The organism is Pseudomonas sp. GW822-FHT02E03 (assembly GCF_058802325.1).
This window is the reverse complement of the sequence record NZ_JBXAOA010000045.1, coordinates 23,510-44,957: the sequence shown is the minus strand read 5'-3', so window position 1 is coordinate 44,957 and position 21,448 is coordinate 23,510. Positions and strand designations below refer to the sequence as shown.

Sequence of the window (21,448 nt, the reverse complement as noted above, 5' to 3'; positions counted from 1 at the left end):
CCCCCCCCCCCCCCCCCCCCCCCCCCCCCCCCCCCCCCCCCCCCCCCCCCCCCCCCCCCCCCCCCGCTCCCACAGTTTTGTGAAACAGACGGGTGGTGTCGTCTGTGGCTTGTACTTTGGCCCGTCGAGGCATTCCATGTAGAGATCCTGGCCCGCCACCGCGTGAGGTGCGCTCATGACTCTGCAAGAATTGAATGCGTATGCCGTCGCCGGAAAGGTCGATGAGCTTAACCTGATCTCGATGGAAGGCGTGTTTTACGTGCTGGAGGCACGGATGCATGGCGCGGGGCATCCATTGCGCGATGCGCACGGCGAGATATTGCATCTGCGCTCGGTCGAGCATGCGCGTGAAGTGCTTCATGCCTTTCCCAAGTTGTCGTTCAACGTCGTGCATACCTCGGTTCAGGATGAAATGTGCGGTGCCAGCACCGAGGAAAGCCTGAAAGTACCGATCACTTTCCGTTCCGCGTGACAGGCCCGACACGGCTCATCAACGTGACGGCATCTGTGCTAGTCTGCTCGCCCTTTTGATTCCGGGCGCTCCGGGATGCGCTGTGCACGCACGGCAAGTTCCAGGGCCGTCCGCACAACGGAGCAGTGTCATGTCCGAAGTAAATCTGTCTACCGACGAAACCCGCGTCAGCTACGGCATTGGCCGTCAGTTGGGCGACCAGCTGCGTGACAACCCGCCTCCGGGCGTTAGCCTCGACGCAATCCTGGCTGGCCTGACCGACGCGTTCGCCGGCAAGCCAAGCCGTGTGGGTCAGGAAGAGATGTCCGCCAGCTTCAAGGTGATCCGCGAAATCATGCAGGCCGAAGCTGCAGCCAAGGCTGAAGCCGCTGCTGGCGAAGGCCTGGCTTTCCTGGCTGAAAACGCCAAGCGCGAAGGCATCACCACTCTGGCTTCCGGCCTGCAATTCGAAGTGCTGACCCAGGGTGAAGGCGCCAAGCCGACCCGTGAAGACCAAGTGCGCACTCACTACCACGGCACCCTGATCGACGGCACTGTGTTCGACAGCTCCTACGATCGTGGTCAGCCTGCAGAATTCCCGGTAGGCGGCGTTATCGCTGGCTGGACCGAAGCCCTGCAACTGATGAACGCCGGCAGCAAATGGCGTCTGTACGTGCCGAGCGAACTGGCTTACGGCGCTCAAGGCGTTGGCAGCATTCCGCCGCACAGCGTACTGGTATTCGACGTCGAACTGCTCGACGTTCTGTAAGACCTGAGTGTCGGAACGGGCTCGGTCATGTGGGAGCGGGCTTGCTCGCGAATGCGGTGTGTCATTCAGCGATGATGTTGAATGTCATGACCTCTTCGCGAGCAAGCCCGCTCCCACAGGGCTCGCTCCGACATGTTGCATTTTCATAGTTCAATCTTGTTGTGCAGCTCATTCGTCGGGCGCAACGCCCGGGCATAGCAGAACAGAAACAGATTGCGCACCAGTTCCTTGAGCACCACCGGCTCGCTGGAGCTTAAGCCATTGACGTCCAGATCACCCTGATCCTGCAGCTCGTTCAAGGCTTCTTCTTCAAGTACCGCACAAACTTCCCCGGTTTCCCGATGCAGGATTCTGAGGTAGGGGTGTGGGCGGTCCAGCCAGGCATCGATCAAATAAGTCATGAGTCTCATCTCCTTTGATGGGTTTCAATGAGAATAATTCTTATTCATCAAATAGCAAGGGCCTATTGGCGGTTTGTGTTTTTTTCTGTGGGAAATTGCTGGGTGTCAAAACGAATGGCGTTTGGCTATTGCGCGGGAATGCTGGGTGATTCGGGGAAGGGCGAAGCACCATCCCGCGCCGGGCGCGGGATGGAATGCAGCAGACTCAGACTTTTCTGACGAACTCGGATTTGAGTTTCATCGGGCCGATGCCATCGATCTTGCAGTCGATGTCGTGGTCGCCATCGCACAGGCGGATGTTCTTGACCTTGGTGCCGACCTTGACCACCAACGATGTGCCTTTGACCTTGAGGTCCTTGATCACGGTGATGGTATCGCCGTCCTGCAGGACATTGCCGACCGAATCCTTTTTCACTGTGTCATCGGACGCTGCTTCGGCTTCACCGCTGGCGGACCATTCGTGGGCGCACTCGGGGCAGATCAGCTGGGTGCCGTCTTCGTAGGTGTATTCGGAATTGCATTTTGGGCAGGGTGGCAGCGTGCTCACTAAGGCTCCTTGGATTCAGGATCGCTAAAAAGCGCACATTGTATAGGGTTTTTCAGGCGCAGGGAGCTGAAAGCAAAAGATCGCAGCCTTCGGCAGCTCCTACAGGGTTTTGTGGACACCTGTAGGAGCTGCCGAAGGCTGCGATCTTTTGATCTTAATGCGTGCGGGCGACTGCGAACTCACTCAACTCAACCAGCGCATCGCGGTATTCGCTGGCGGGCAGGGCGTCGAGGCACTTGATCGCACGGGCCACATAATCGCGGGCCAGTTGCGCGGTGTAATCCAGCGAACCGGAAGCTTCAACAGCTTCGCGAATGCTTTCCAGATCTTCGATACCACCTTTCTGGATCGCCTGACGAACCAGTGCAGCCTGCTCAGGAGTGCCTTCGCGCATGGTGTAGATCAGCGGCAGAGTCGGTTTACCTTCGGCCAGATCGTCGCCGACGTTCTTGCCCAGGGTTTCGGCATCGCCACGGTAATCCAGCAGGTCGTCGACCAATTGGAAGGCCACCCCCAGGTGATCGCCGAAGGTGCGCAGTGCTTCGCTCTGTTCTGGCGAGGCACCGGCCAGAGCGGCGGCACTGTGGGTCGAGGCTTCGAAGAGCATCGCGGTTTTGCCGCGGATGACTTCCATGTAGGTTTCTTCGGTGGTGCTGGCGTCGCGGACCTTCGACAGCTGCAACACTTCGCCTTCAGCGATGATGCGCGTGGCTTGCGAAAGGATCTTCATCACCGGCATGGAGCCCAGTTCGACCATCATTTCGAAAGAGCGCGAATACAGGAAGTCGCCCACCAGCACGCTTGGCGCGTTGCCCCACATGGCGTTGGCGGTCGAGCGGCCACGGCGCATGCCGGACATATCGACAACGTCGTCATGCAGCAAAGTGGCGGTGTGCAGGAACTCGATGGTCGCGGCCAACAGACGCAGGTCATCGCCTTCGCGGCCGAGTGCCTTGCCGCACAGCAGCACGAGCAACGGGCGCAGGCGTTTCCCGCCAGCCGAGGTAATGTAGTCGCCGATTTTCGATACCAGCGGCACTCGGGAAGTCAGCTGTTTCTTGATGATGCCGTCGACGGCGCTAAAATCGTCCGCCACCGCGCGGTAGAAAGCTTGGGGTTGCATCAGCGACAGTTGCTCCAGAAGGGTTGCGCGGCATGCTAGGACCCACGTCGGCGGGTGTCAAGGCACGATAGACGACCACTTGCAACGCTCAAGCAGCTTGCGTACAATCGCGCACCCTGAACTTCCTGGGCAGCACCTGCCTTACGCAATTGCAAACAGGCCTTCCAGCCTTATGCAGCCATGCCAGCCAATACCTCTTCTTATAAAGAGCTGGGTGAGCAGGATTATCGGAGAAATACCATGTCTTATGCAGTAATCGTTACTGGTGGCAAGCAGTACAAAGTTGCTCCAGGTGAATACCTGAAGATCGAAAAACTGGAAATCGCTACCGGCGAATCCGTTACTTTTGATCGCGTTCTGTTGGTTGCCAATGGCGACGACGTGAATATCGGCGCTCCAGTTGTTCCTGGCGCTACCGTTGTGGCTGAAGTGATCTCCCAAGGTCGTCACGATAAAGTCCGCATCATCAAGTTCCGTCGTCGTAAGCACCACATGAAGCGTATGGGCCACCGCCAGTGGTACACCGAGATCAAAATCACCGGTATTCAGGCTTAATTTCAGCCTAATTCCTCACTAGGAGAATTGAACTCATGGCACACAAAAAAGCTGGTGGTAGTACCCGTAACGGTCGCGACTCAGAAGCCAAACGCCTTGGCGTGAAGATGTATGGCGGCCAGGTTATCATTCCGGGCAACATCATCGTGCGTCAGCGCGGCACCCAATTCCACGCTGGCTACGGCGTTGGCATGGGCAAAGATCACACTCTGTTCGCTAAAATCGACGGCGTGATCAAGTTCGAAGTAAAGGGCGCCTTCGGTCGTCGTTACGTAAGCATTGTCCCGAAGACTGACGTCGTCGCGGCATAATTACGTAGTTGCTGGAAAAGCCCTGTCTTGCGACGGGGCTTTTTCGTTTGTGGGGTGAGTCTCTTGCAAAGCTGTTTGTGATGGGCTCCAGCGCTGTATTGGCGGTCGTTGATTGAGGTCGCTGCGCTCATTTTTGCAAGAGTCTTATGTCTAGGTTTTTTCGGCTCGTCCGTATGGCGAGAGGCGTTTTGTTATGAAGTTTGTTGATGAAGTATCGATTCGAGTAAAGGCCGGGGACGGCGGCAACGGTTGCATGAGCTTCCGTCGCGAAAAATTCATTGAAAACGGCGGCCCGAACGGTGGTGATGGTGGTGATGGCGGCTCGGTCTACATGGTCGCCGACGAAAACCTCAACACCCTGGTGGACTACCGTTACACCCGGCACTTCGATGCCGAGCGTGGTTCCAACGGCGGCAGCACTGACTGCACCGGCAAGAAGGGTGAGGAGCTGGTGCTGCGCGTTCCAGTTGGCACTACCGTTATCGATTCCGCGACTCAGGAAGTGATCGGCGACTTGACCAAGGCCGGCCAGCGTCTGTTGGTGGCTCATGGTGGCTGGCACGGTCTGGGTAACACTCGTTTCAAATCCAGCACCAACCGGGCGCCGCGCCAGACCACACCGGGCAAACCGGGTGAGCAGCGCGACCTGAAACTGGAAATGAAGGTGTTGGCGGACGTCGGTCTGCTCGGTTTGCCGAACGCCGGCAAAAGTACCTTTATTCGCTCGGTATCGGCCGCCAAGCCGAAAGTCGCCGACTACCCGTTCACCACTCTGGTGCCGAACCTGGGTGTGGTCAGCGTCGATCGCTGGAAAAGCTTCGTGGTGGCGGACATTCCGGGTCTGATCGAAGGTGCTTCCGACGGCGCAGGCCTGGGGATTCGTTTCCTCAAGCACTTGTCGCGTACCCGTCTGCTGCTGCACCTCGTCGACATGGCGCCGCTGGATGACACCAGTGCTCCGGATGCCGCTGAAGTGATCGTCAGCGAGCTGACCAAGTTCAGCCCGTCCCTGGCTGAGCGTGATCGCTGGCTGGTACTGAACAAATGCGACCAGATCCTTGAAGAAGAGCACGATGCTCGCGTCAAGGAAATCGTTGATCGTCTGGAGTGGACCGGTCCGGTCTACGTGATCTCGGCGATCGCCAAGCAAGGCACCGAGCGTCTTTGCCATGACATCATGCGTTACCTGGAAGATCGTGCCGATCGTCTGGCTAACGACCCGGCCTACAAGGAAGAGCTGGCCGAGCTCGATCAGCGTATCGAAGATGAAGCGCGTGCCCAGCTGCAGGCGCTGGACGATCAGCGTGCCCTGCGTCGCAGTGGCGTGAAGTCGGTTCATGACATCGGTGACGACGATTGGGACGAAGAAGATGTGGATGACGAAGACGGTCCGGAAATCATTTACGTGCGTGACTGATTCGTTGCGATAAACTTAAGCGCCGCTCACTAGAGCGGCGTTTTAGTATCTGGAAATCGGTAGTCACGAATAACGTTACGGGCAGCGCTGGGTCGTGCTGTCCTCAAGCTAAGGTTGAAGATGATGCGGAGCAAGGTGACAGGTGCGCAGCGTTGGGTCGTGAAGATCGGCAGCGCTTTGCTGACGGCGGACGGCAAAGGCCTGGATCGCGCGGCAATGGGTGTCTGGGTTGAGCAGATGGTTGCCCTGCACGAGGCGGGTGTTGAGCTGGTGCTGGTGTCCTCCGGGGCAGTGGCGGCGGGTATGAGCCGCTTGGGCTGGACTGTACGACCCAGTGCAATGCACGAGTTGCAGGCCGCTGCCGCCATCGGTCAGATGGGGTTGGTGCAGGCTTGGGAGTCGAGCTTCGCCGAGCATGGCCGACATACCGCGCAGATTCTCCTGACTCACGACGATTTGTCCGACCGCAAGCGCTACCTCAACGCTCGCAGTACCTTGCGCGCGCTGGTCGAGCTCAAGGTGATCCCGGTGATCAACGAGAACGACACCGTGGTCACTGACGAAATCCGTTTCGGCGACAACGACACGTTGGCAGCGTTGGTGGCGAATCTGGTTGAAGCTGATTTGCTGGTGATCCTCACCGATCGCGACGGCATGTTCGACGCTGATCCGCGCAACAATCCCGATGCCAAGCTGATTTACGAGGCGCGTGCCGATGATCCGGCACTGGATGCGGTGGCTGGCAGCACGGGCGGTGCACTGGGTCGTGGCGGAATGCAGACCAAGTTGCGCGCTGCGCGTCTGGCCGCGCGTTCCGGTGCGCACACCATCATTGTCGGCGGGCGCATTGATCGCGTGCTGGATCGTCTCAAGGCTGGCGAGCGCATCGGTACCTTGTTGTCACCTGAGCGCGGCATGCTGGCGGCGCGTAAGCAGTGGCTGGCCGGGCATCTGCAAACCCGCGGCACGCTGGTGCTGGATGCGGGGGCGGTGACGGCGTTGTCCCTGGGCAATAAAAGTTTGCTGCCGGTGGGCGTCAAACTGGTCCAGGGCAGTTTCCGTCGCGGCGAAATGGTGGTCTGCGTGGCGCCGGACGGTCGTGAAATCGCCCGTGGCCTGGCTAACTACAGTGCTCTGGAGGCACAAAAAATCATCGGTCAGTCGTCTGAGGCGATTGTCGGTCTGCTGGGTTACATGGCGGAGCCGGAACTGGTTCACCGCGATAACCTGATTCTGGTCTGAAGGAATACCTGAATGCGTGTGGCAAAAGGATTATTGGGCTTGTTGTTGGCGATGCCGCTGTTGGCTTCGGCTGATGAAATTGGCCAGGTGTCGACGGTGTTCAAGTTCGTCGGCCCGAACGACCGTATCGTTGTCGAGGCGTTTGATGACCCGAAAGTGGAGGGCGTGACTTGCTATCTGTCGCGCGCCAAGACTGGCGGGGTAAAGGGTGGGTTAGGTCTGGCTGAGGATCGCGCAGAAGCATCTATTGCGTGCCGTCAGGTCGGGCCGATCAACTTCAAGGGTGAGCTCAAGGATGGCGAGGAGGTGTTCAAGGAGCGCACGTCCCTGGTGTTCAAGACCATGCAAGTGGTGCGATTCCTCGACAAGAAGCGCAATACGCTGGTGTACCTGGTTTATAGCGATCGTTTGATCGAGGGCAGCCCGCAGAATGCGGTGACGGCGATTCCGATTTTGCCGTGGGCACACGCTCAATAAGCTAGCAAGGATCAAAATGTGGGAGCGGGCTTGCCCGCGAAGACTGGCTGACATTCAGCATCTATGTTGACTGTTACGCCGCCTTCGCGAGTAAGCCAGCTCCCACATTTTTTTGCGTGGTGTTTGCCAAATCGCAGGCAATAAAAAACCGACCCTGAGGTCGGTTTTTTAATGAGCGTGTCGCTTAGGCAGCAGCGGCAACGTTCAGGGCCTTTACGTGGCCATTCAGGCGGCTCTTATGACGAGCAGCTTTGTTCTTGTGGATGATGCCTTTATCGGCCATACGGTCGATAACTGGCACAGCCAGAACGTAAGCAGCTTGAGCTTTGGCAGCGTCTTTTGCGTCGATGGCCTTAACTACATTCTTGATGTAGGTACGAACCATGGAACGCAGGCTGGCGTTGTGGCTGCGACGCTTCTCAGCCTGTTTTGCACGTTTTTTGGCGGAAGGTGTGTTGGCCACCGTCGAGCTCCTCGAAAGACTTTTTAGGAAATAGCAAACAAAATAGGCCGCGAATCATGCCGATGAGTTGATGTCTTGTCAAGGGCGGTTGAGACGATCCGCTAAGTGGCAGGTATAGAGCGCCGGGATATTTCTTTCCGGCGTGCGACCTGTAAACTCGCGAGCTTTGGCTCTGTGCTGTTGCGGCGCGGAGTATCGCATAAGTGGGCGCGTTGTTCGCCTGCTGTTTATCGACAGGCAAAAACTCTTTCAATGAATCTGCTCAAATCGTTGGCCGCTGTCAGCTCTATCACGATGGTTTCCCGGGTGTTGGGGTTCGTTCGCGACACCCTTATCGCTCGCGCATTTGGTGCGGGAATGGCGACCGATGCCTTCTTTATCGCCTTCAAACTGCCCAATCTGCTGCGGCGGATCTTCGCTGAGGGAGCATTTTCCCAGGCGTTCGTGCCGATTCTCGCCGAATATAAAAGCCAGAAGGGCGAGGAGGCGACGCGAACCTTCATTGCCTACGTCTCGGGCCTGCTGACGCTGGTGCTGGCGCTGGTCACCGCGCTGGGCATGCTCGCGGCGCCCTGGGTCATCTGGGCTACGGCACCGGGTTTCGTCACGACCCCGGAAAAATTCGAGCTGACCACCGATCTGCTGCGGGTCACTTTTCCTTATATATTGCTGATCTCCCTGTCTTCATTGGCCGGCGCGATCCTCAATACCTGGAACCGCTTCTCGGTCCCGGCCTTCGTGCCGACCCTGCTCAATGTCAGCATGATCGTCTTTGCGGTGTTCCTGACGCCGTATTTCGATCCGCCGGTAATGGCTCTGGGCTGGGCCGTTCTGGTAGGTGGTCTGGCTCAGTTGCTGTTTCAACTGCCGCACCTGAAGAAGATCGGCATGTTGGTGCTGCCGCGCCTGAGTCTGCGCGATAGCGGTGTCTGGCGGGTCATGAAGCAGATGTTGCCAGCGATCATCGGCGTTTCGGTGAGCCAGATTTCGCTGATCATCAACACCATATTTGCTTCGTTTCTGGTGGCCGGTTCCGTTTCCTGGATGTATTACGCCGATCGCCTGATGGAATTGCCATCCGGTGTGCTGGGTGTGGCACTGGGCACGATTCTGCTGCCGACCCTGGCCAGGACTTATGCCAGCCAGGATCGCCACGAATACTCGCGGATCCTCGATTGGGGGCTGCGCCTGTGCTTCATGCTGGTATTACCGTGCGCCCTGGCGCTGGGGATTCTGGCTGAGCCGCTGACGGTTTCGTTGTTCCAGTACGGCCAATTCAGCGCATTCGATGCGGCCATGACTCAGCGCGCGTTGACTGCCTATTCCGTCGGCTTGCTGGGGATTATCGTGATCAAAGTGCTGGCGCCAGGCTTTTATGCGCAACAAAACATCCGGACTCCGGTAAAAATCGCGATTTTCACCCTGATCGTCACTCAGCTGTTCAACCTGGTGCTGATCGGTCCGCTGGCTCATGCCGGTCTGGCCCTGGCCATCAGCGCGGGCGCCTGCATCAATGCCGGGCTGTTGTTCTATCAGTTGCGCAAGCAGCAGATGTATCAGCCGCAACCGGGCTGGGCGAAGTTCGGTCTCAAACTGCTGGTGGCGGTGGCGGTGATGTCCGCGGTATTGCTGGGCGCAATGCACTTCATGCCGGCTTGGGCGGAAGGGCATATGCTAGAGCGTTTGCTGCGTCTGGGTGCATTGGTGATCGCTGGCGTGGTGGTCTATTTCGGCATGTTGCTGTTGATGGGCTTCCGTTTGCGCGACTTCAATCGCAAGGCTTTGAACTGAGGCTTTTGTCTCGATAAACACGGGCGGGCCGACGGTTTTGTCGGCTCGATCACTTTGGGTTACGGTGTTGCCTGTCGTCGGCCGCCGGGTGTGGTTATAATCGACCACTTTATGAGCAAGAAGCGCGTTATGCAGCTGGTTCGAGGCCTCCACAACCTGCGCCCCCAGCATCGGGGCTGTGTCGCCACTATTGGCAACTTTGACGGTGTTCACCGTGGTCACCAGGCTATCCTGGCCCGGCTGCGTGAGCGTGCGCTCGAGTTGGGCGTGCCCAGCTGCGTGGTGATTTTTGAGCCGCAGCCGCGAGAATTCTTCGCCCCGGACACCGCCCCGGCCCGCTTGGCCCGCTTGCGGGACAAACTGCAGCTGCTGGCCGAAGAGGGCGTCGACCGGGTGCTGTGCCTGGCGTTCAATCAGCGCCTGAGCAAACTCAGCGCGAGCGAATTCGTCGATACTATTCTGGTGGACGGCCTCGGCGTGCAGCATCTGGAGGTCGGCGACGATTTCCGTTTCGGCTGCGACCGGCTAGGGGATTTCGATTTCCTGCAACAGGCTGGCGTCCTTCAGGGGTTTACCGTCGAAGCGGCGCAGACCGTTGTGCTGGACGGCATTCGTGTCAGCAGCACTCAGGTGCGTAACGCCCTGGCCGCTGCCGATTTTGCCTTGGCCGAGCGGCTGCTCGGTCGTCCGTACCGGATTGCCGGGCGGGTCCTGCATGGCCAGAAGCTGGCGCGCCAGCTCGGTACGCCGACCGCCAACATACAACTCAAGCGTCGTCGTGTACCGCTGTCCGGGGTTTATCTGGTCAACATCGACATCGACGGCAAGGCCTGGCCAGGCGTCGCCAATATCGGCGTGAGGCCAACGGTCCAAGGTGATGGCAAAGCCCACCTTGAAGTACATCTTTTAGATTTTGCCGGCGATCTGTATGACCGGCGTTTGACGGTGGTTTTCCACCACAAGCTGCGTGAAGAGCAGCGTTTCGCCTCTCTGGAGGCGCTTAAGACGGCGATCAATGCGGATGTCGCCGCCGCCCGTGCCCTGTCGCACCTAGCGCCAATCGCTAATGAAGAGCCTTAAATGACCGACTATAAAGCCACGCTAAACCTTCCGGACACCGCCTTCCCAATGAAGGCCGGCCTGCCTCAGCGCGAACCGCAGATTCTGCAGCGCTGGGACAGCATTGGCCTGTACGGTAAGTTGCGCGAGATTGGCAAGGATCGTCCGAAGTTCGTACTTCACGACGGTCCTCCGTACGCCAACGGCACGATTCACATCGGTCATGCGCTGAACAAGATTCTCAAGGACATGATCATCCGCTCGAAAACCCTGTCGGGTTTCGACGCGCCTTATGTTCCGGGCTGGGACTGCCACGGCCTGCCGATCGAGCACAAAGTCGAAGTGACCCACGGCAAGAACCTGGGCGCGGACAAAACCCGCGAACTGTGCCGTGCCTACGCCACCGAGCAGATCGAAGGCCAGAAGTCCGAATTCATCCGTTTGGGTGTGTTGGGCGATTTCGCCAACCCGTACAAAACCATGGACTTCAAAAACGAGGCCGGTGAAATCCGCGCCCTGGCGGAAATCGTCAAGGGTGGCTTCGTGTTCAAGGGCCTGAAGCCTGTGAACTGGTGCTTTGACTGCGGTTCGGCCCTGGCTGAAGCGGAAGTCGAGTACGAGAACAAGAAATCCGCGACCATCGACGTGGCCTTCCCGATCGCCGACGAAGCCAAACTGGCTGCCGCGTTCGGTCTGCCATCGCTGGGCAAACCTGCTTCGATCGTGATCTGGACCACCACCCCGTGGACCATCCCGGCCAACCAGGCGCTGAACGTTCACCCGGAATTCAACTACGCCCTGGTCGACGTCGGCGACAAACTGCTGGTGCTGGCTGAAGAGCTGGTCGAGTCGTGCCTGGCCCGCTACAGCCTGGAAGGCTCGGTCATTGCGACCACCACCGGTAAAGCACTGGAACTGATCAACTTCCGTCACCCGTTCTACGATCGTCTGTCGCCGGTTTACCTGGCCGAATACGTCGAACTGGGCGCGGGCACCGGTGTGGTTCACTCCTCGCCAGCCTACGGCGTAGACGACTTCGTGACCTGTAAAGCCTATGGCATGGTCAACGACGACATCCTCAATCCGGTGCAAAGCAACGGCGTATACGCCACGTCGCTGGAGTTCTTCGGCGGCCAGTTCATCTGGAAGGCCAACCCGGCCATCGTCGACAAACTGTCGGAAGTCGGCGCGCTGCTGCACACCGAAACCATTGAACACAGCTACATGCACTGCTGGCGTCACAAGACCCCGCTGATCTACCGCGCCACCGCGCAGTGGTTCATCGGCATGGACAAAGAGCCTGCAACCGGCGAAACCCTGCGCAAGCGGGCGATCAAAGCCATCGAAGAGACAAAATTCGTTCCGGCCTGGGGCCAGGCGCGCCTGCACTCCATGATCGCCAACCGTCCTGACTGGTGCATCTCCCGTCAGCGCAACTGGGGCGTGCCGATCCCGTTCTTCCTGAACAAGGAAAGCGGCGAGCTGCACCCACGCACTGTCGAACTGATGGAAATCGTTGCCCAGCGCGTCGAAGTCGAAGGCATTGAAGCCTGGTTCAAGATGGACGCCGCCGAGTTGCTCGGTGAAGAAGCGCCGCTGTACGACAAGATCAGCGACACCCTGGACGTCTGGTTCGACTCGGGCACCACGCACTGGCACGTCCTGCGCGGCTCGCACTCGATGGGCCACGAGACCGGTCCACGCGCCGACCTGTACCTGGAAGGTTCGGACCAACACCGCGGCTGGTTCCACTCGTCGTTGCTGACCGGTTGCGCCATCGATGACCACGCGCCGTACCGCGAGCTGCTGACCCACGGTTTCACCGTCGACGAGTCCGGCCGCAAAATGTCCAAGTCTTTGGGCAACGTGATCGCGCCGCAGAAGGTCAACGACACCTTGGGCGCCGATATCATGCGTCTGTGGGTTGCTTCTACCGACTACTCGGGTGAAATGGCGGTTTCCGAGCAGATCCTGCAACGCAGTGCGGACGCCTACCGGCGCATCCGTAACACCGCGCGCTTCCTGCTTTCCAACCTGACCGGTTTCAACCCGGCCACCGACATCCTGCCGGCCGAAGAAATGCTGGCGCTGGACCGTTGGGCCGTGGATCGCACCCTGCTGCTGCAACGCGAGCTGCAAGAGCACTACGGCGAATACCGCTTCTGGAACGTCTACTCCAAGATCCACAACTTCTGCGTGCAGGAGCTGGGTGGTTTCTACCTCGACATCATCAAGGACCGTCAGTACACCACTGGCGCCAACAGCAAGGCCCGTCGTTCGGCGCAAACCGCGCTGTACCACATCAGCGAAGCGCTGGTGCGCTGGATCGCGCCAATCCTGGCGTTCACCGCCGACGAGCTGTGGCAGTACCTGCCGGGCGAGCGTAACGAGTCTGTGATGCTCAACACCTGGTACGAAGGCCTGACCGAATTGCCGGAAGGCTTCGAGCTGGACCGCGCCTACTGGGAGCGGATCATGGCGGTGAAGGTGGCGGTCAACAAGGAAATGGAGATCCAGCGTGCGGCCAAGGCCGTCGGTGGCAACCTGCAAGCCGAAGTGACGCTGTTCGCCGAAGACGCGCTGAGCGCCGATCTGGCCAAGCTGAGCAACGAACTGCGCTTCGTGTTGATCACCTCGACTGCCGCCGTTGCACCGTTGGTGCAGGCTCCGGCAGACGCGGTGGTCACCGAAGTCGGCGGCCTGAAGCTCAAAGTGGTCAAGTCGAGCCATGCCAAGTGCGCCCGTTGCTGGCACTGCCGTGAAGACGTCGGCGTGAACCCGGAGCATCCGGAAATCTGCGGTCGTTGCGTCGACAACATCAGCGGCGCTGGCGAGGTTCGTCACTATGCCTAATGCCGTTGGCCGTTTCGGACGGCTGAGCTGGCTCTGGTTGAGTTTGCTGGTCCTGGTCATCGACCAGGCCAGCAAGTTCTACTTCGAAGGCTCGCTGAGCATGTACCAGCAAATCGTGGTGATCCCCGATTACTTCAGCTGGACCCTGGCTTACAACACCGGCGCGGCGTTCAGTTTCCTGGCTGACAGCTCAGGCTGGCAGCGCTGGCTGTTCGCCCTGATCGCGGTGGTGGTCAGTGCGGTGCTGGTGGTCTGGCTCAAGCGCCTGGGGCGCAACGAAACCTGGCTGGCAGTCGCATTGGCGCTGGTGCTGGGTGGCGCGTTGGGTAACCTGTACGACCGCATTGCCTTGGGCCATGTGATCGATTTCATTCTGGTGCATTGGCAGAACCGCTGGTATTTCCCGGCGTTCAACTTTGCTGACAGCGCAATTTCTGTCGGTGCCGTGATGCTTGCACTGGATATGTTCAAAAGTAAAAAGACCGGAGAAACCGTTCATGACTGAACAGGTATTGGCTGAGCAACGCATTGGCCAGAACACGGAAGTCACCTTGCACTTTGCGTTGCGCCTGGAGAACGGCGACACCGTCGACAGTACCTTCGACAAAGCCCCGGCGACCTTCAAGGTTGGCGACGGCAGCCTGTTGCCAGGTTTCGAAGCCGCGCTGTTCGGCTTCAAGGCCGGCGACAAACGCACCCTGACTATCGAGCCGGAAAACGCCTTTGGTCAGCCCAACCCGCAAAACGTGCAGATCATCCCGCGCTCTCAGTTTAAGGATATGGAACTGTCGCCTGGCTTGCTGGTGATCTTCAACGATGCGGCCAATACTGAGCTGCCCGGTGTGGTGAAAGAATTCGATGACGCCCAGGTGACCATCGACTTCAACCACCCGCTGGCCGGTAAAACCTTGACCTTTGACGTCGAGATCTTCAACGTCAAAGCGCTGTAACTGACCGAACTCGGTCCAATGTGGGAGCGGGCTTGCTCGCGAAAGCGGTGTGTCAGTCGCCATTGATGTTACATGTGATGACGCTTTCGCGAGCGAGCCTGCTCCCACATTAAGATTTTCACTGTTTTCGAGCCCGGTGTTCGAATGACAGGTGGCATTACTATTTCTTGCGCGCAAGACACGAGGCACAGCATGCAAATCAAACTCGCCAATCCCCGTGGCTTTTGCGCCGGTGTGGACCGGGCGATCGAAATCGTCAACCGCGCCCTGGAAGTCTTCGGGCCGCCGATCTACGTGCGCCACGAAGTGGTCCACAACAAATTCGTCGTCGAAGACCTGCGCGCCCGCGGGGCGATCTTCGTCGAAGAACTGGATCAGGTGCCGGATGACGTGATCGTGATCTTCAGCGCCCATGGCGTTTCCCAGGCCGTGCGTACCGAAGCCGCAGGCCGTGGCCTGAAGGTGTTCGACGCTACTTGCCCGCTGGTGACCAAGGTACACATCGAAGTCGCGCGTTACAGCCGCGACGGCCGTGAATGCATCCTCATTGGCCATGCCGGCCATCCGGAAGTAGAAGGCACCATGGGCCAGTACGATGGCAGCAATGGTGGCGCGATCTATCTGGTCGAGGACGAGAAAGATGTCGCCGAGCTGCAGGTAAACAACCCTGAAAGACTGGCCTTCGTCACCCAGACCACCCTGTCCATGGACGATACCAGTCGCGTGATCGACGCCCTGCGTACTCGGTTCCCGGCGATCGGCGGCCCGCGCAAGGACGATATCTGCTACGCCACGCAAAACCGTCAGGATGCCGTCAAGCAGCTGGCAGACGAATGCGACGTGGTGCTGGTGGTCGGCAGCCCGAACAGCTCCAACTCCAATCGCCTGCGTGAACTGGCTGAACGCATGGCCACCCCGGCCTATCTGATCGACGGCGCCGAAGACCTGCAGAAGAGCTGGTTCGATGGTGTCGAGCGTATTGGCATCACCGCTGGTGCCTCCGCTCCGGAAGTATTGGTGCGTGGCGTGATCCAGCAGTTGCAGGCTTGGGGTGCCACCGGGGCCGATGAGTTGGCCGGGCGTGAAGAGAACATCACCTTCTCGATGCCTAAAGAGCTACGCGTCCGCTCCCTGCTCTGAATCTTCTCCTCCCGCGCACAGCGCCTGTTCAGTCTTATCGCTGCGCAGGCTGACGCGACCGGTCCGGGACAGCACCACCTGGTGCAGGCTGACCGGTTTGCGGCTGGCGCAAATATGTACCGTCCCCGCTTGAAAGGCACCGCTGGGCAACTGCGGTTCGCCCAGGCTGCTGAACTGTACGAAATTCTTGACCGGCCGATTGCCGACAATGGGCACTCGAGCGTCGCTCTGTTGCTCGACCAGCAGCGGATTGCTGCTGTCCTCCGGGCCTTTGCCGCTGACATCCAGAATGATCCGCCAACCCTGGCCCCAGTCGCCGTTGATTCCGTGTATCACCACACTCTGATTGCGTGTGATGGCAGCGGTTCTGGCATTACGCATACCACTGACAATCGACTGCGCCGCCTGTTCTCGATGGTTCGATTCTGTCAGTTCGGCGAACGCCGGACTGACCAACAGCAGAACAATCCCGACAATTGTCAGTCCCATGAGCAGTTCGATCAGGCTGAATCCTTGCTGATGCATGTTATCTCCCTCCCTGGAGTGCTGCGGTCCGCGCGATCCCTGCGCGAGTAATGGCAAAACAACCGTACATCTGTCGGTCGAATGTTCTAGCGTGTAGAAGCAGGTATAGCCGACGGCAACGGAGGGCACCGATGGATCATCGTACAAAAGGTTTCACGCTGATCGAGCTGCTGATCACGCTCGCCGTGTTTCTGATCCTGATCAGCCTGGCTGTTCCGGCGTTTACCCGCTCGGTGCAAAGCACCAAGGCCGACACCGAGATCGGCGACCTGCAACGCGCGCTCAATTTCGCCCGGCTTGAGGCGATTGACCGGGGCCTCACCACCCGGGTTCGCCCGACAGCCGGCGGCAGTGTCTGGACCGGCGAGCTGACCGTTTATGACGGTACCGGCAATCCGGCCAATGTATTGCGGGTTGTTCCAGCGATGAGCAGTGGCGCCACTCTGACGCTAACCTCAGGAGTGACCGCTATTGATTTCAACAATCTGGGCGGTTTGTCGGCGCCGTCCACGGCCGTCGTGATCAGTTATGTACTGGGGGCACAGAGCAGGACGCTGAATGTGTGTTTGAACGGACGAATTCTATTGGGTGGAAGTTGCGGATGAGGGGTTGGAGCAAGCGCGCACAGGAGGGCATGACGCTGATCGAGGTACTGGTCGCGTTGTTGGTTCTGGCCGTGGGGTTATTGGGCGCGGCGGCGATTCAGCTCAATGCGCTGAAGTACACCGACAGCTCGCGGATGACCAGCCAGGCGAGTTTTATCGCCTACGACATGATGGACCGCATTCGTGCCAACTCCGGCGCCGATTACACCGTCACGCCACCGACCTCCGGCAACCTGAGCGTGGCCCGGGATCAGGACCTTTACGATTTCACCAGCAACATTGTCAATTTCGGCGGCGCCATGGCGACCGGCAGCATTACCCGAAACCAACGGGTATACACCATCACCATTACCTGGGATGACTCGCGGGCCGCCAATACCGCCGACTCGCGCCGCAGTTTCGTCCTCACCAGTCGCGCCACCGTTGATCCGGCGACGACACCATGAACAGAAACAGCAAAGGTTTCGGCCTGATCGAGTTACTGATCGCCCTGGCGTTGAGTCTGGTCGTGATTCTGGGCGTGGCGCAGATCTTCATCGCCGCTAAAAACACCTACGTCAGCCAGAACACTGCCGCTGGCATGCAGGAAGATGCACGGTTCGTCCTGAGTAAAATGATTCAGGAAATCCGCATGGTCGGCATGTTCGGTTGCCTGGGCACGATTATCGACGCCAGCTCGGCAGGGAATTTCAATGCCAGTCAGATCACGCCGATCAGTTGGGACAATGCCAACCTCAAATTAACGCTTGTCACCGCCGATGTCGGCGGCAGTGGCGGGGTGCCGACCTGGACGGTGGTTTCGGACTGTCGCAACACTGCAACGGCCTACTCCGGCCTACGAACGACAACATCCGGGCAGTTGGCATTTCCGATCCGGCGGCTGATCTACAGCTTCAGCAACAATCAACTGCTGATGGGCTCTGGTGCCGGCACGCCGACGCAGCAGGTGCTGGTGAACAATGTCAGTGCCTTCAAGGTGAGCTTCGGCCTCGCGAGCTCCGCCACGGATACGGCTGCCTCCAGCTACAGCAGCAACCCATCCGATCCGGCACGAATCCGAAGTGTGCGACTGACGCTGACACTGACCGACCCGAACCACCGGGTCAGCGATCAAACCTTCAACGTGGTTGCCGCCTTGCGCAACCGGTTGCCATGAGGGGAGGGCCGATGAATATTTCTCCCATGACCCCTCACGCCCAACGTGGCATGGCACTGTTGGTCAGTCTGGTGTTTCTTCTGGTGCTGACATTGATTGGCCTTTCGTCGATGCAGAGCGCTACGTTGCAGGAAAAAATGGCCGGCAGCGTGATCCTGCGCAACCAATCGTTCCAGGGCGCGGAAGCGGCATTGCGTATCGGCGAAAGCGCGGTGCAGTTGAATACCTATTCATTACCGGTTTGCAGCGGTACCAGCCAATGTGCGCCGCCGGCCGAAGCGTCGGTCATTACCGCCGCCGGGTTCAACTCCACCTCGGGGGTGACCTGGATCGCCTCCGGCAGCGGCTTTTACGGGGTGCAGAACATCGGCACCACCCTGACGGCCGTGAACGTACCGAGCAACACGTCGGCAACGCTGTACCGGGTGACCGCCGTGGGCATCGCGGGCAATTCGCGCAGTGTGGTGGAGAGTATCTATGCGAAGTACTGAGGCCCGCACAGGCTGGCGCCGTTGGTTGTTGCAGTTGTTCTTCGGCGCGGCGTTGAGCCTTTATCTGGCAGCGCCGACTTACGCCTTCACGCCCTCGGATTCGCCGCTGTTGAACGCCGCCGCCGTGGCGCCCAATGTGATGCTATTGCTCGACGACTCGAAGAGTATGAACAGCATTATCTGGGCGGCAGGCTTCGATCCGACGGTCGCACGTACCCCGGTGACTATTTGCCTCTCCAATGGTTCGTGCAACAAAGGCCGTGAGCTTGACATGACCGATAACAATGTTGCCCTGTCGAGTTTGACTCACGGGACATGTTCGAAGGATGGATGGTACGGTTTTTATAAAAACAGCCTTCTCGGTCTGGATTCACTTTGCCTGAAGCTTCCCGATCCGGTGGGACGCGAAGATACGCTCTATTCGGCGAAATACTTGTCGTACCTGATCAGCCTGGCCAACAACTCCGACCGGGATTTCACCGATGGTTCGATTCCAAATGATTACCGCATGAACGTGGCGCGCAACATTTCCAAGACGTTGGTGTCCAGCAACCGCTCGCTGCGCATCGGTCTGTCGACGTTCAACCTGGCGGTCGGCAACCATAAGAATGACGGCGGTTATATCGTTCGTTCGGTCAGTGATTTGTCGGCGGTCAGCGGTACCGTGACCCAGGCTCAGGCCGATGCCAACTACAACGAATTGATCGCGGGAATCGACGAACTGAGCGCGCAGGCGAATACGCCGCTGGCTGAAGCCTATTACGAGGTCACCCGCTATTTCCGTGGCATGACGCCGTACAACAACTCGACACCCACCACCTATACCAGTCCGATTCAGTATCGCTGTCAGAGAAATTACGGCGTGGTAATCACTGGCGGTTTGCCGACCTACGACCATACCTTTCCGACTGACGACCCACTCGGTGACGGCGCATTACCGAACTGGGACGGTATCAGCAGTAACGATGGCGCCAACCGTTTTGGCGACAACGAGGGCGACACCCTGTTCCTGGATGACATCGCCAAGTTCGCCTTCGACATCGACATGCGCTCCACGGGGACCGATGCTACGGGCAAAAGCTGGAATGCCGTGGATTTCCCCCGGCAGAACATGAATACCTATACCGTGGGTTTCACCGCGGCAAACCAGATGTTGGCGGACGCTGCGACCTACGGACAGGGACGATACTACCAGGCGACTGATGGCACGGGACTGAACAGTGCACTTTCTTCGGCTTTGAGCGACATCACCTCCAAGGCCGGATCAGGTGGCAGCGGCGTTACCAGCGGCACGACCCTGACCAGCAACTCAGCCTACTTCCAGACCACCTACGACCCCAAGGACTGGCGCGGCACCATCAAGTCTTTTGGCTTCACCTCGGCGGGCGCGGTCAACACGGCCGCGGCGCTGTGGACGACCGACACCACCATCGTGCCCGGTGCTACCGTCCCGACCTACCAGTCCTGGAATACCCTGACCAAAGCTGCTGTCACTCTGGCCTACAGCAACTTCTCCCCGGTCCAGCAGGATTCCCTCAACCTGGGGCTGCCCGTCGGCATCACCGGCAGCGATCTGGTGGAGTGGAGCAAGGGCACCAACAAAACCGGGTTGAGAACGCGCAGTGTATTGCTCGGCGATATCATCAATTCGCCTCTCGTACTGGCCGCGCCCACGGACCAAACCGCGTCCGATCTGGTAGGGGATACTACCTACAGCACCTATCTGGCTACCAAAGCCGCCAACATGAATGCCAGCCTGGTGGTGAACGCCAACGACGGTTTTGTAAACGTCATCAACTCGACCAACGGTGTCAGACGTTACGGCTATATGCCTTCCAGCGTGCTGCCATCATTGCGCTACATCGCTGATCCCACTTATATCAACGGTGTGAGCCACAAATATCTGGTCGACGGTCAGGTCGGCGTGTTCGATGCCCAACTCGACAGCGCCTGGAAAACCCTGGCGATTGGTGGAACAGGGGCGGGCGGCAAAACCTTCTATGCGCTGCAACTGTTCGACGCCTCGGCCGGTAACGTGATTAACGCGTTGTGGGAAATCAGTGCGCCGACCACAGCCAGTACGGCGAACGTTTTCAATGATCTGGGTTATGCCTATGCGCGCCCCGAAGTGGCACGCTTGGCCGATGGTCGCTGGGCCGCGTTTATCTCCAACGGTTATGGCAGCAACTCCGGGGTGGCAGCACTTTATGTGGTGGATATCCGCGACGGCTCGCTGATCAAGAAAATCGTGGTCGACAGTACAGAAACCACCAACGGCCTGTCGTCGGTGAAGCTGCGGGTCAACTCGCAGAATGTGGTGCAGGCCGCTTATGGGGGCGACCTGAAAGGGCGGTTGTGGAAGTTCGATTTGAGCGGCACCACCACCGATACCTGGGGTGTGGCGTTTTCCGGCAAGCCGTTGTTCACCACCGCGGGCGGCGCGACTCAGCCGATCACGGTACAACCGCTGCTCGCCGATCATGCATCGGGCGGCAAGCAAGTGTTTTTCGGCACCGGCAAACTCAATGAGAGCGCCGACAAGACCAATAAGGATCTGCAGGCGTTCTACGCGGTATGGGATGCGGAGGGTGGCGCGGGGCAAATCACCACTTCCAGCTTGCAGGCGCAGGCGGTGACCGGCGTGTTCTCTGGCAGCAGCGGGCAATTCATCACCACCAGCCAGAATGAGGTGACCTACCCGGCAAAGAAAGGCTGGTACTTGCCGCTGGTCTACAACAACGTACTGACGGGGGAGCGGGTGATCAATCAGGCCAGTCTCGTGGCAGGGCGAATCGTTTTTACCACGGCCAGTATGGATACCGTTGACCCCTGTGCCGGCTTCGGCTCCGGCAAACTGGTCGAACTCGATGCGTTCAGCGGTAAGATGCTCAACTATGCGGTGCTCGACACCAATGCTGACGGGGTGGTCGACAGCACTGACACGATTTCCAGCGGGGTGATCTTCACTGGTGGGATCCCGACCCTGAATGCGGTCGTCAATGACGCATCCCGCAAGATTGTGAACGACTCCGGCGGTGGCGTGACCACTCTGGTGGAAAAATCCGGTGGCGGCAGCGGCCGTCGCATCATGTGGCGACAAATACAGTAAGTGAGAGTTGAGG

General features: G+C 58.9%; 23 protein-coding genes. 18 read left to right on the top strand and 5 right to left on the bottom strand.

Going from position 1 to position 21,448, the window contains the following annotated elements; translation table 11 throughout:
* Positions 1-175 precede the first annotated feature (175 nt).
* Both AC1RQB_RS23990 and bamJ read left to right on the top strand, forming a co-directional pair.
* Entirely contained in the window at positions 176-472 is a 297-nt protein-coding gene (locus AC1RQB_RS23990) for a DUF6482 family protein (protein WP_063342476.1), read from the top strand.
* Between the two features lie 130 nt (positions 473-602).
* Positions 603-1,220, top strand: a complete 618-nt coding sequence (gene bamJ / locus AC1RQB_RS23985; RefSeq protein ID WP_007901858.1) for a BamJ family beta-barrel-assembly machinery protein — start codon at positions 603-605, stop codon at positions 1,218-1,220.
* 143 nt (positions 1,221-1,363) lie between these two features.
* Here bamJ and AC1RQB_RS23980 read toward each other — a convergent pair whose 3' ends face one another.
* The 3 genes from AC1RQB_RS23980 to AC1RQB_RS23970 form a co-directional block, all read right to left on the bottom strand.
* Positions 1,364-1,621 carry a PA4570 family protein gene (locus AC1RQB_RS23980; RefSeq protein WP_008068398.1) on the bottom strand — a complete coding sequence of 86 codons (258 nt, stop codon included), beginning with the start codon at positions 1,619-1,621 and terminating at the stop codon, positions 1,364-1,366.
* Positions 1,622-1,826: 205 nt separating this feature from the next.
* Complete coding sequence (locus AC1RQB_RS23975) at positions 1,827-2,168, bottom strand: zinc ribbon domain-containing protein YjdM (protein WP_007970912.1); 342 nt, start codon at positions 2,166-2,168, stop codon at positions 1,827-1,829.
* A 154-nt stretch (positions 2,169-2,322) separates the two neighbouring features.
* On the bottom strand, positions 2,323-3,291 hold the full coding sequence (locus tag AC1RQB_RS23970; RefSeq protein WP_030129461.1) for a polyprenyl synthetase family protein: 969 nt from the start codon (positions 3,289-3,291) through the stop codon (positions 2,323-2,325).
* Between the two features lie 240 nt (positions 3,292-3,531).
* Here AC1RQB_RS23970 and rplU point away from each other — a divergent pair, with 240 nt between their 5' ends.
* The 5 genes from rplU to AC1RQB_RS23945 all read left to right on the top strand — a co-directional run bounded on the left by rplU (position 3,532) and on the right by AC1RQB_RS23945 (position 7,293).
* Positions 3,532-3,846 carry a 50S ribosomal protein L21 gene (gene rplU / locus AC1RQB_RS23965; RefSeq protein ID WP_007901869.1) on the top strand — a complete coding sequence of 105 codons (315 nt, stop codon included), beginning with the start codon at positions 3,532-3,534 and terminating at the stop codon, positions 3,844-3,846.
* 35 nt (positions 3,847-3,881) lie between these two features.
* Positions 3,882-4,157 carry a 50S ribosomal protein L27 gene (gene rpmA / locus AC1RQB_RS23960; RefSeq protein ID WP_007901871.1) on the top strand — a complete coding sequence of 92 codons (276 nt, stop codon included), beginning with the start codon at positions 3,882-3,884 and terminating at the stop codon, positions 4,155-4,157.
* 193 nt (positions 4,158-4,350) lie between these two features.
* Entirely contained in the window at positions 4,351-5,574 is a 1,224-nt protein-coding gene (gene cgtA, locus AC1RQB_RS23955) for an Obg family GTPase CgtA (protein WP_007901876.1), read from the top strand.
* 123 nt (positions 5,575-5,697) lie between these two features.
* Positions 5,698-6,816, top strand: coding sequence for a glutamate 5-kinase (proB, locus tag AC1RQB_RS23950; protein ID WP_063342477.1), 1,119 nt, complete (start codon positions 5,698-5,700; stop codon positions 6,814-6,816).
* Positions 6,817-6,828: 12 nt separating this feature from the next.
* On the top strand, positions 6,829-7,293 hold the full coding sequence (locus tag AC1RQB_RS23945) for a CreA family protein (protein ID WP_063342478.1): 465 nt from the start codon (positions 6,829-6,831) through the stop codon (positions 7,291-7,293).
* Positions 7,294-7,477: 184 nt separating this feature from the next.
* On the opposite strand, the gene rpsT is transcribed toward AC1RQB_RS23945, so the two are convergent.
* A complete protein-coding gene (gene rpsT / locus AC1RQB_RS23940; protein WP_007901883.1) occupies positions 7,478-7,756 on the bottom strand; it encodes a 30S ribosomal protein S20 in 279 nt (92 codons plus the stop codon).
* A 252-nt stretch (positions 7,757-8,008) separates the two neighbouring features.
* Here rpsT and murJ point away from each other — a divergent pair, with 252 nt between their 5' ends.
* The 6 genes from murJ (at position 8,009) to ispH (ending at position 15,549) form a co-directional block, all read left to right on the top strand.
* Complete coding sequence (gene murJ, locus AC1RQB_RS23935; RefSeq protein WP_063342479.1) at positions 8,009-9,547, top strand: murein biosynthesis integral membrane protein MurJ; 1,539 nt, start codon at positions 8,009-8,011, stop codon at positions 9,545-9,547.
* Positions 9,548-9,676: 129 nt separating this feature from the next.
* A complete protein-coding gene (gene ribF / locus AC1RQB_RS23930; RefSeq protein WP_063342480.1) occupies positions 9,677-10,627 on the top strand; it encodes a bifunctional riboflavin kinase/FAD synthetase in 951 nt (316 codons plus the stop codon).
* Positions 10,628-13,459, top strand: a complete 2,832-nt coding sequence (gene ileS / locus AC1RQB_RS23925) for an isoleucine--tRNA ligase (protein ID WP_207267406.1) — start codon at positions 10,628-10,630, stop codon at positions 13,457-13,459.
* Positions 13,452-13,964: a signal peptidase II gene (gene lspA, locus AC1RQB_RS23920; RefSeq protein ID WP_007901890.1), complete on the top strand. Its 513-nt coding sequence runs from the start codon at positions 13,452-13,454 to the stop codon at positions 13,962-13,964. The genes ileS and lspA overlap by 8 nt, the downstream gene beginning before the upstream one ends.
* A 7-nt stretch (positions 13,965-13,971) precedes the next feature.
* On the top strand, positions 13,972-14,409 hold the full coding sequence (fkpB, locus tag AC1RQB_RS23915) for an FKBP-type peptidyl-prolyl cis-trans isomerase (protein WP_176466970.1): 438 nt from the start codon (positions 13,972-13,974) through the stop codon (positions 14,407-14,409).
* 192 nt (positions 14,410-14,601) lie between these two features.
* Positions 14,602-15,549, top strand: coding sequence for a 4-hydroxy-3-methylbut-2-enyl diphosphate reductase (ispH, locus tag AC1RQB_RS23910; protein WP_007901894.1), 948 nt, complete (start codon positions 14,602-14,604; stop codon positions 15,547-15,549).
* Here the strand turns inward: ispH and AC1RQB_RS23905 are convergent.
* The gene (locus AC1RQB_RS23905) at positions 15,526-16,074 is read right to left on the bottom strand and encodes a GspH/FimT family pseudopilin (protein WP_063342482.1); all 549 of its coding nucleotides are present in this window, start codon (positions 16,072-16,074) and stop codon (positions 15,526-15,528) included. The genes ispH and AC1RQB_RS23905 overlap by 24 nt on opposite strands.
* A 131-nt stretch (positions 16,075-16,205) precedes the next feature.
* Here AC1RQB_RS23905 and AC1RQB_RS23900 point away from each other — a divergent pair, with 131 nt between their 5' ends.
* Genes AC1RQB_RS23900 through AC1RQB_RS23880 form a run of 5 tightly spaced genes read left to right on the top strand, consistent with a single transcriptional unit; the run spans position 16,206 to position 21,435 of the window.
* Positions 16,206-16,679, top strand: a complete 474-nt coding sequence (locus tag AC1RQB_RS23900) for a GspH/FimT family pseudopilin (protein WP_008068412.1) — start codon at positions 16,206-16,208, stop codon at positions 16,677-16,679.
* Positions 16,676-17,125: a type IV pilus modification protein PilV gene (gene pilV, locus AC1RQB_RS23895; RefSeq protein WP_063342483.1), complete on the top strand. Its 450-nt coding sequence runs from the start codon at positions 16,676-16,678 to the stop codon at positions 17,123-17,125. The genes AC1RQB_RS23900 and pilV overlap by 4 nt, the downstream gene beginning before the upstream one ends.
* Positions 17,122-17,835, top strand: a complete 714-nt coding sequence (locus AC1RQB_RS23890) for a PilW family protein (protein ID WP_063342484.1) — start codon at positions 17,122-17,124, stop codon at positions 17,833-17,835. Before pilV ends, AC1RQB_RS23890 begins: the two co-directional genes overlap by 4 nt.
* 11 nt (positions 17,836-17,846) lie before the next feature.
* A complete protein-coding gene (locus tag AC1RQB_RS23885; protein ID WP_207267403.1) occupies positions 17,847-18,326 on the top strand; it encodes a pilus assembly PilX family protein in 480 nt (159 codons plus the stop codon).
* Positions 18,313-21,435 carry a pilus assembly protein gene (locus AC1RQB_RS23880; protein WP_063342485.1) on the top strand — a complete coding sequence of 1,041 codons (3,123 nt, stop codon included), beginning with the start codon at positions 18,313-18,315 and terminating at the stop codon, positions 21,433-21,435. The genes AC1RQB_RS23885 and AC1RQB_RS23880 overlap by 14 nt, the downstream gene beginning before the upstream one ends.
* Positions 21,436-21,448 lie beyond the last annotated feature (13 nt).

Coding starts and splice junctions, on each gene's coding strand:
- AC1RQB_RS23990 (WP_063342476.1), top strand. CDS start 176: ATGACTCTGCAAGAATTGAATGCGTATGCCGTCGCCGGAAAGGTCGAT.
- bamJ (WP_007901858.1), top strand. CDS start 603: ATGTCCGAAGTAAATCTGTCTACCGACGAAACCCGCGTCAGCTACGGC.
- AC1RQB_RS23980 (WP_008068398.1), bottom strand. CDS start 1,621: ATGACTTATTTGATCGATGCCTGGCTGGACCGCCCACACCCCTACCTC.
- AC1RQB_RS23970 (WP_030129461.1), bottom strand. CDS start 3,291: ATGCAACCCCAAGCTTTCTACCGCGCGGTGGCGGACGATTTTAGCGCC.
- rplU (WP_007901869.1), top strand. CDS start 3,532: ATGTCTTATGCAGTAATCGTTACTGGTGGCAAGCAGTACAAAGTTGCT.
- rpmA (WP_007901871.1), top strand. CDS start 3,882: ATGGCACACAAAAAAGCTGGTGGTAGTACCCGTAACGGTCGCGACTCA.
- cgtA (WP_007901876.1), top strand. CDS start 4,351: ATGAAGTTTGTTGATGAAGTATCGATTCGAGTAAAGGCCGGGGACGGC.
- proB (WP_063342477.1), top strand. CDS start 5,698: ATGCGGAGCAAGGTGACAGGTGCGCAGCGTTGGGTCGTGAAGATCGGC.
- AC1RQB_RS23945 (WP_063342478.1), top strand. CDS start 6,829: ATGCGTGTGGCAAAAGGATTATTGGGCTTGTTGTTGGCGATGCCGCTG.
- murJ (WP_063342479.1), top strand. CDS start 8,009: ATGAATCTGCTCAAATCGTTGGCCGCTGTCAGCTCTATCACGATGGTT.
- ribF (WP_063342480.1), top strand. CDS start 9,677: ATGCAGCTGGTTCGAGGCCTCCACAACCTGCGCCCCCAGCATCGGGGC.
- ileS (WP_207267406.1), top strand. CDS start 10,628: ATGACCGACTATAAAGCCACGCTAAACCTTCCGGACACCGCCTTCCCA.
- lspA (WP_007901890.1), top strand. CDS start 13,452: ATGCCTAATGCCGTTGGCCGTTTCGGACGGCTGAGCTGGCTCTGGTTG.
- ispH (WP_007901894.1), top strand. CDS start 14,602: ATGCAAATCAAACTCGCCAATCCCCGTGGCTTTTGCGCCGGTGTGGAC.
- AC1RQB_RS23905 (WP_063342482.1), bottom strand. CDS start 16,074: ATGCATCAGCAAGGATTCAGCCTGATCGAACTGCTCATGGGACTGACA.
- AC1RQB_RS23900 (WP_008068412.1), top strand. CDS start 16,206: ATGGATCATCGTACAAAAGGTTTCACGCTGATCGAGCTGCTGATCACG.
- pilV (WP_063342483.1), top strand. CDS start 16,676: ATGAGGGGTTGGAGCAAGCGCGCACAGGAGGGCATGACGCTGATCGAG.
- AC1RQB_RS23890 (WP_063342484.1), top strand. CDS start 17,122: ATGAACAGAAACAGCAAAGGTTTCGGCCTGATCGAGTTACTGATCGCC.
- AC1RQB_RS23885 (WP_207267403.1), top strand. CDS start 17,847: ATGAATATTTCTCCCATGACCCCTCACGCCCAACGTGGCATGGCACTG.
- AC1RQB_RS23880 (WP_063342485.1), top strand. CDS start 18,313: ATGCGAAGTACTGAGGCCCGCACAGGCTGGCGCCGTTGGTTGTTGCAG.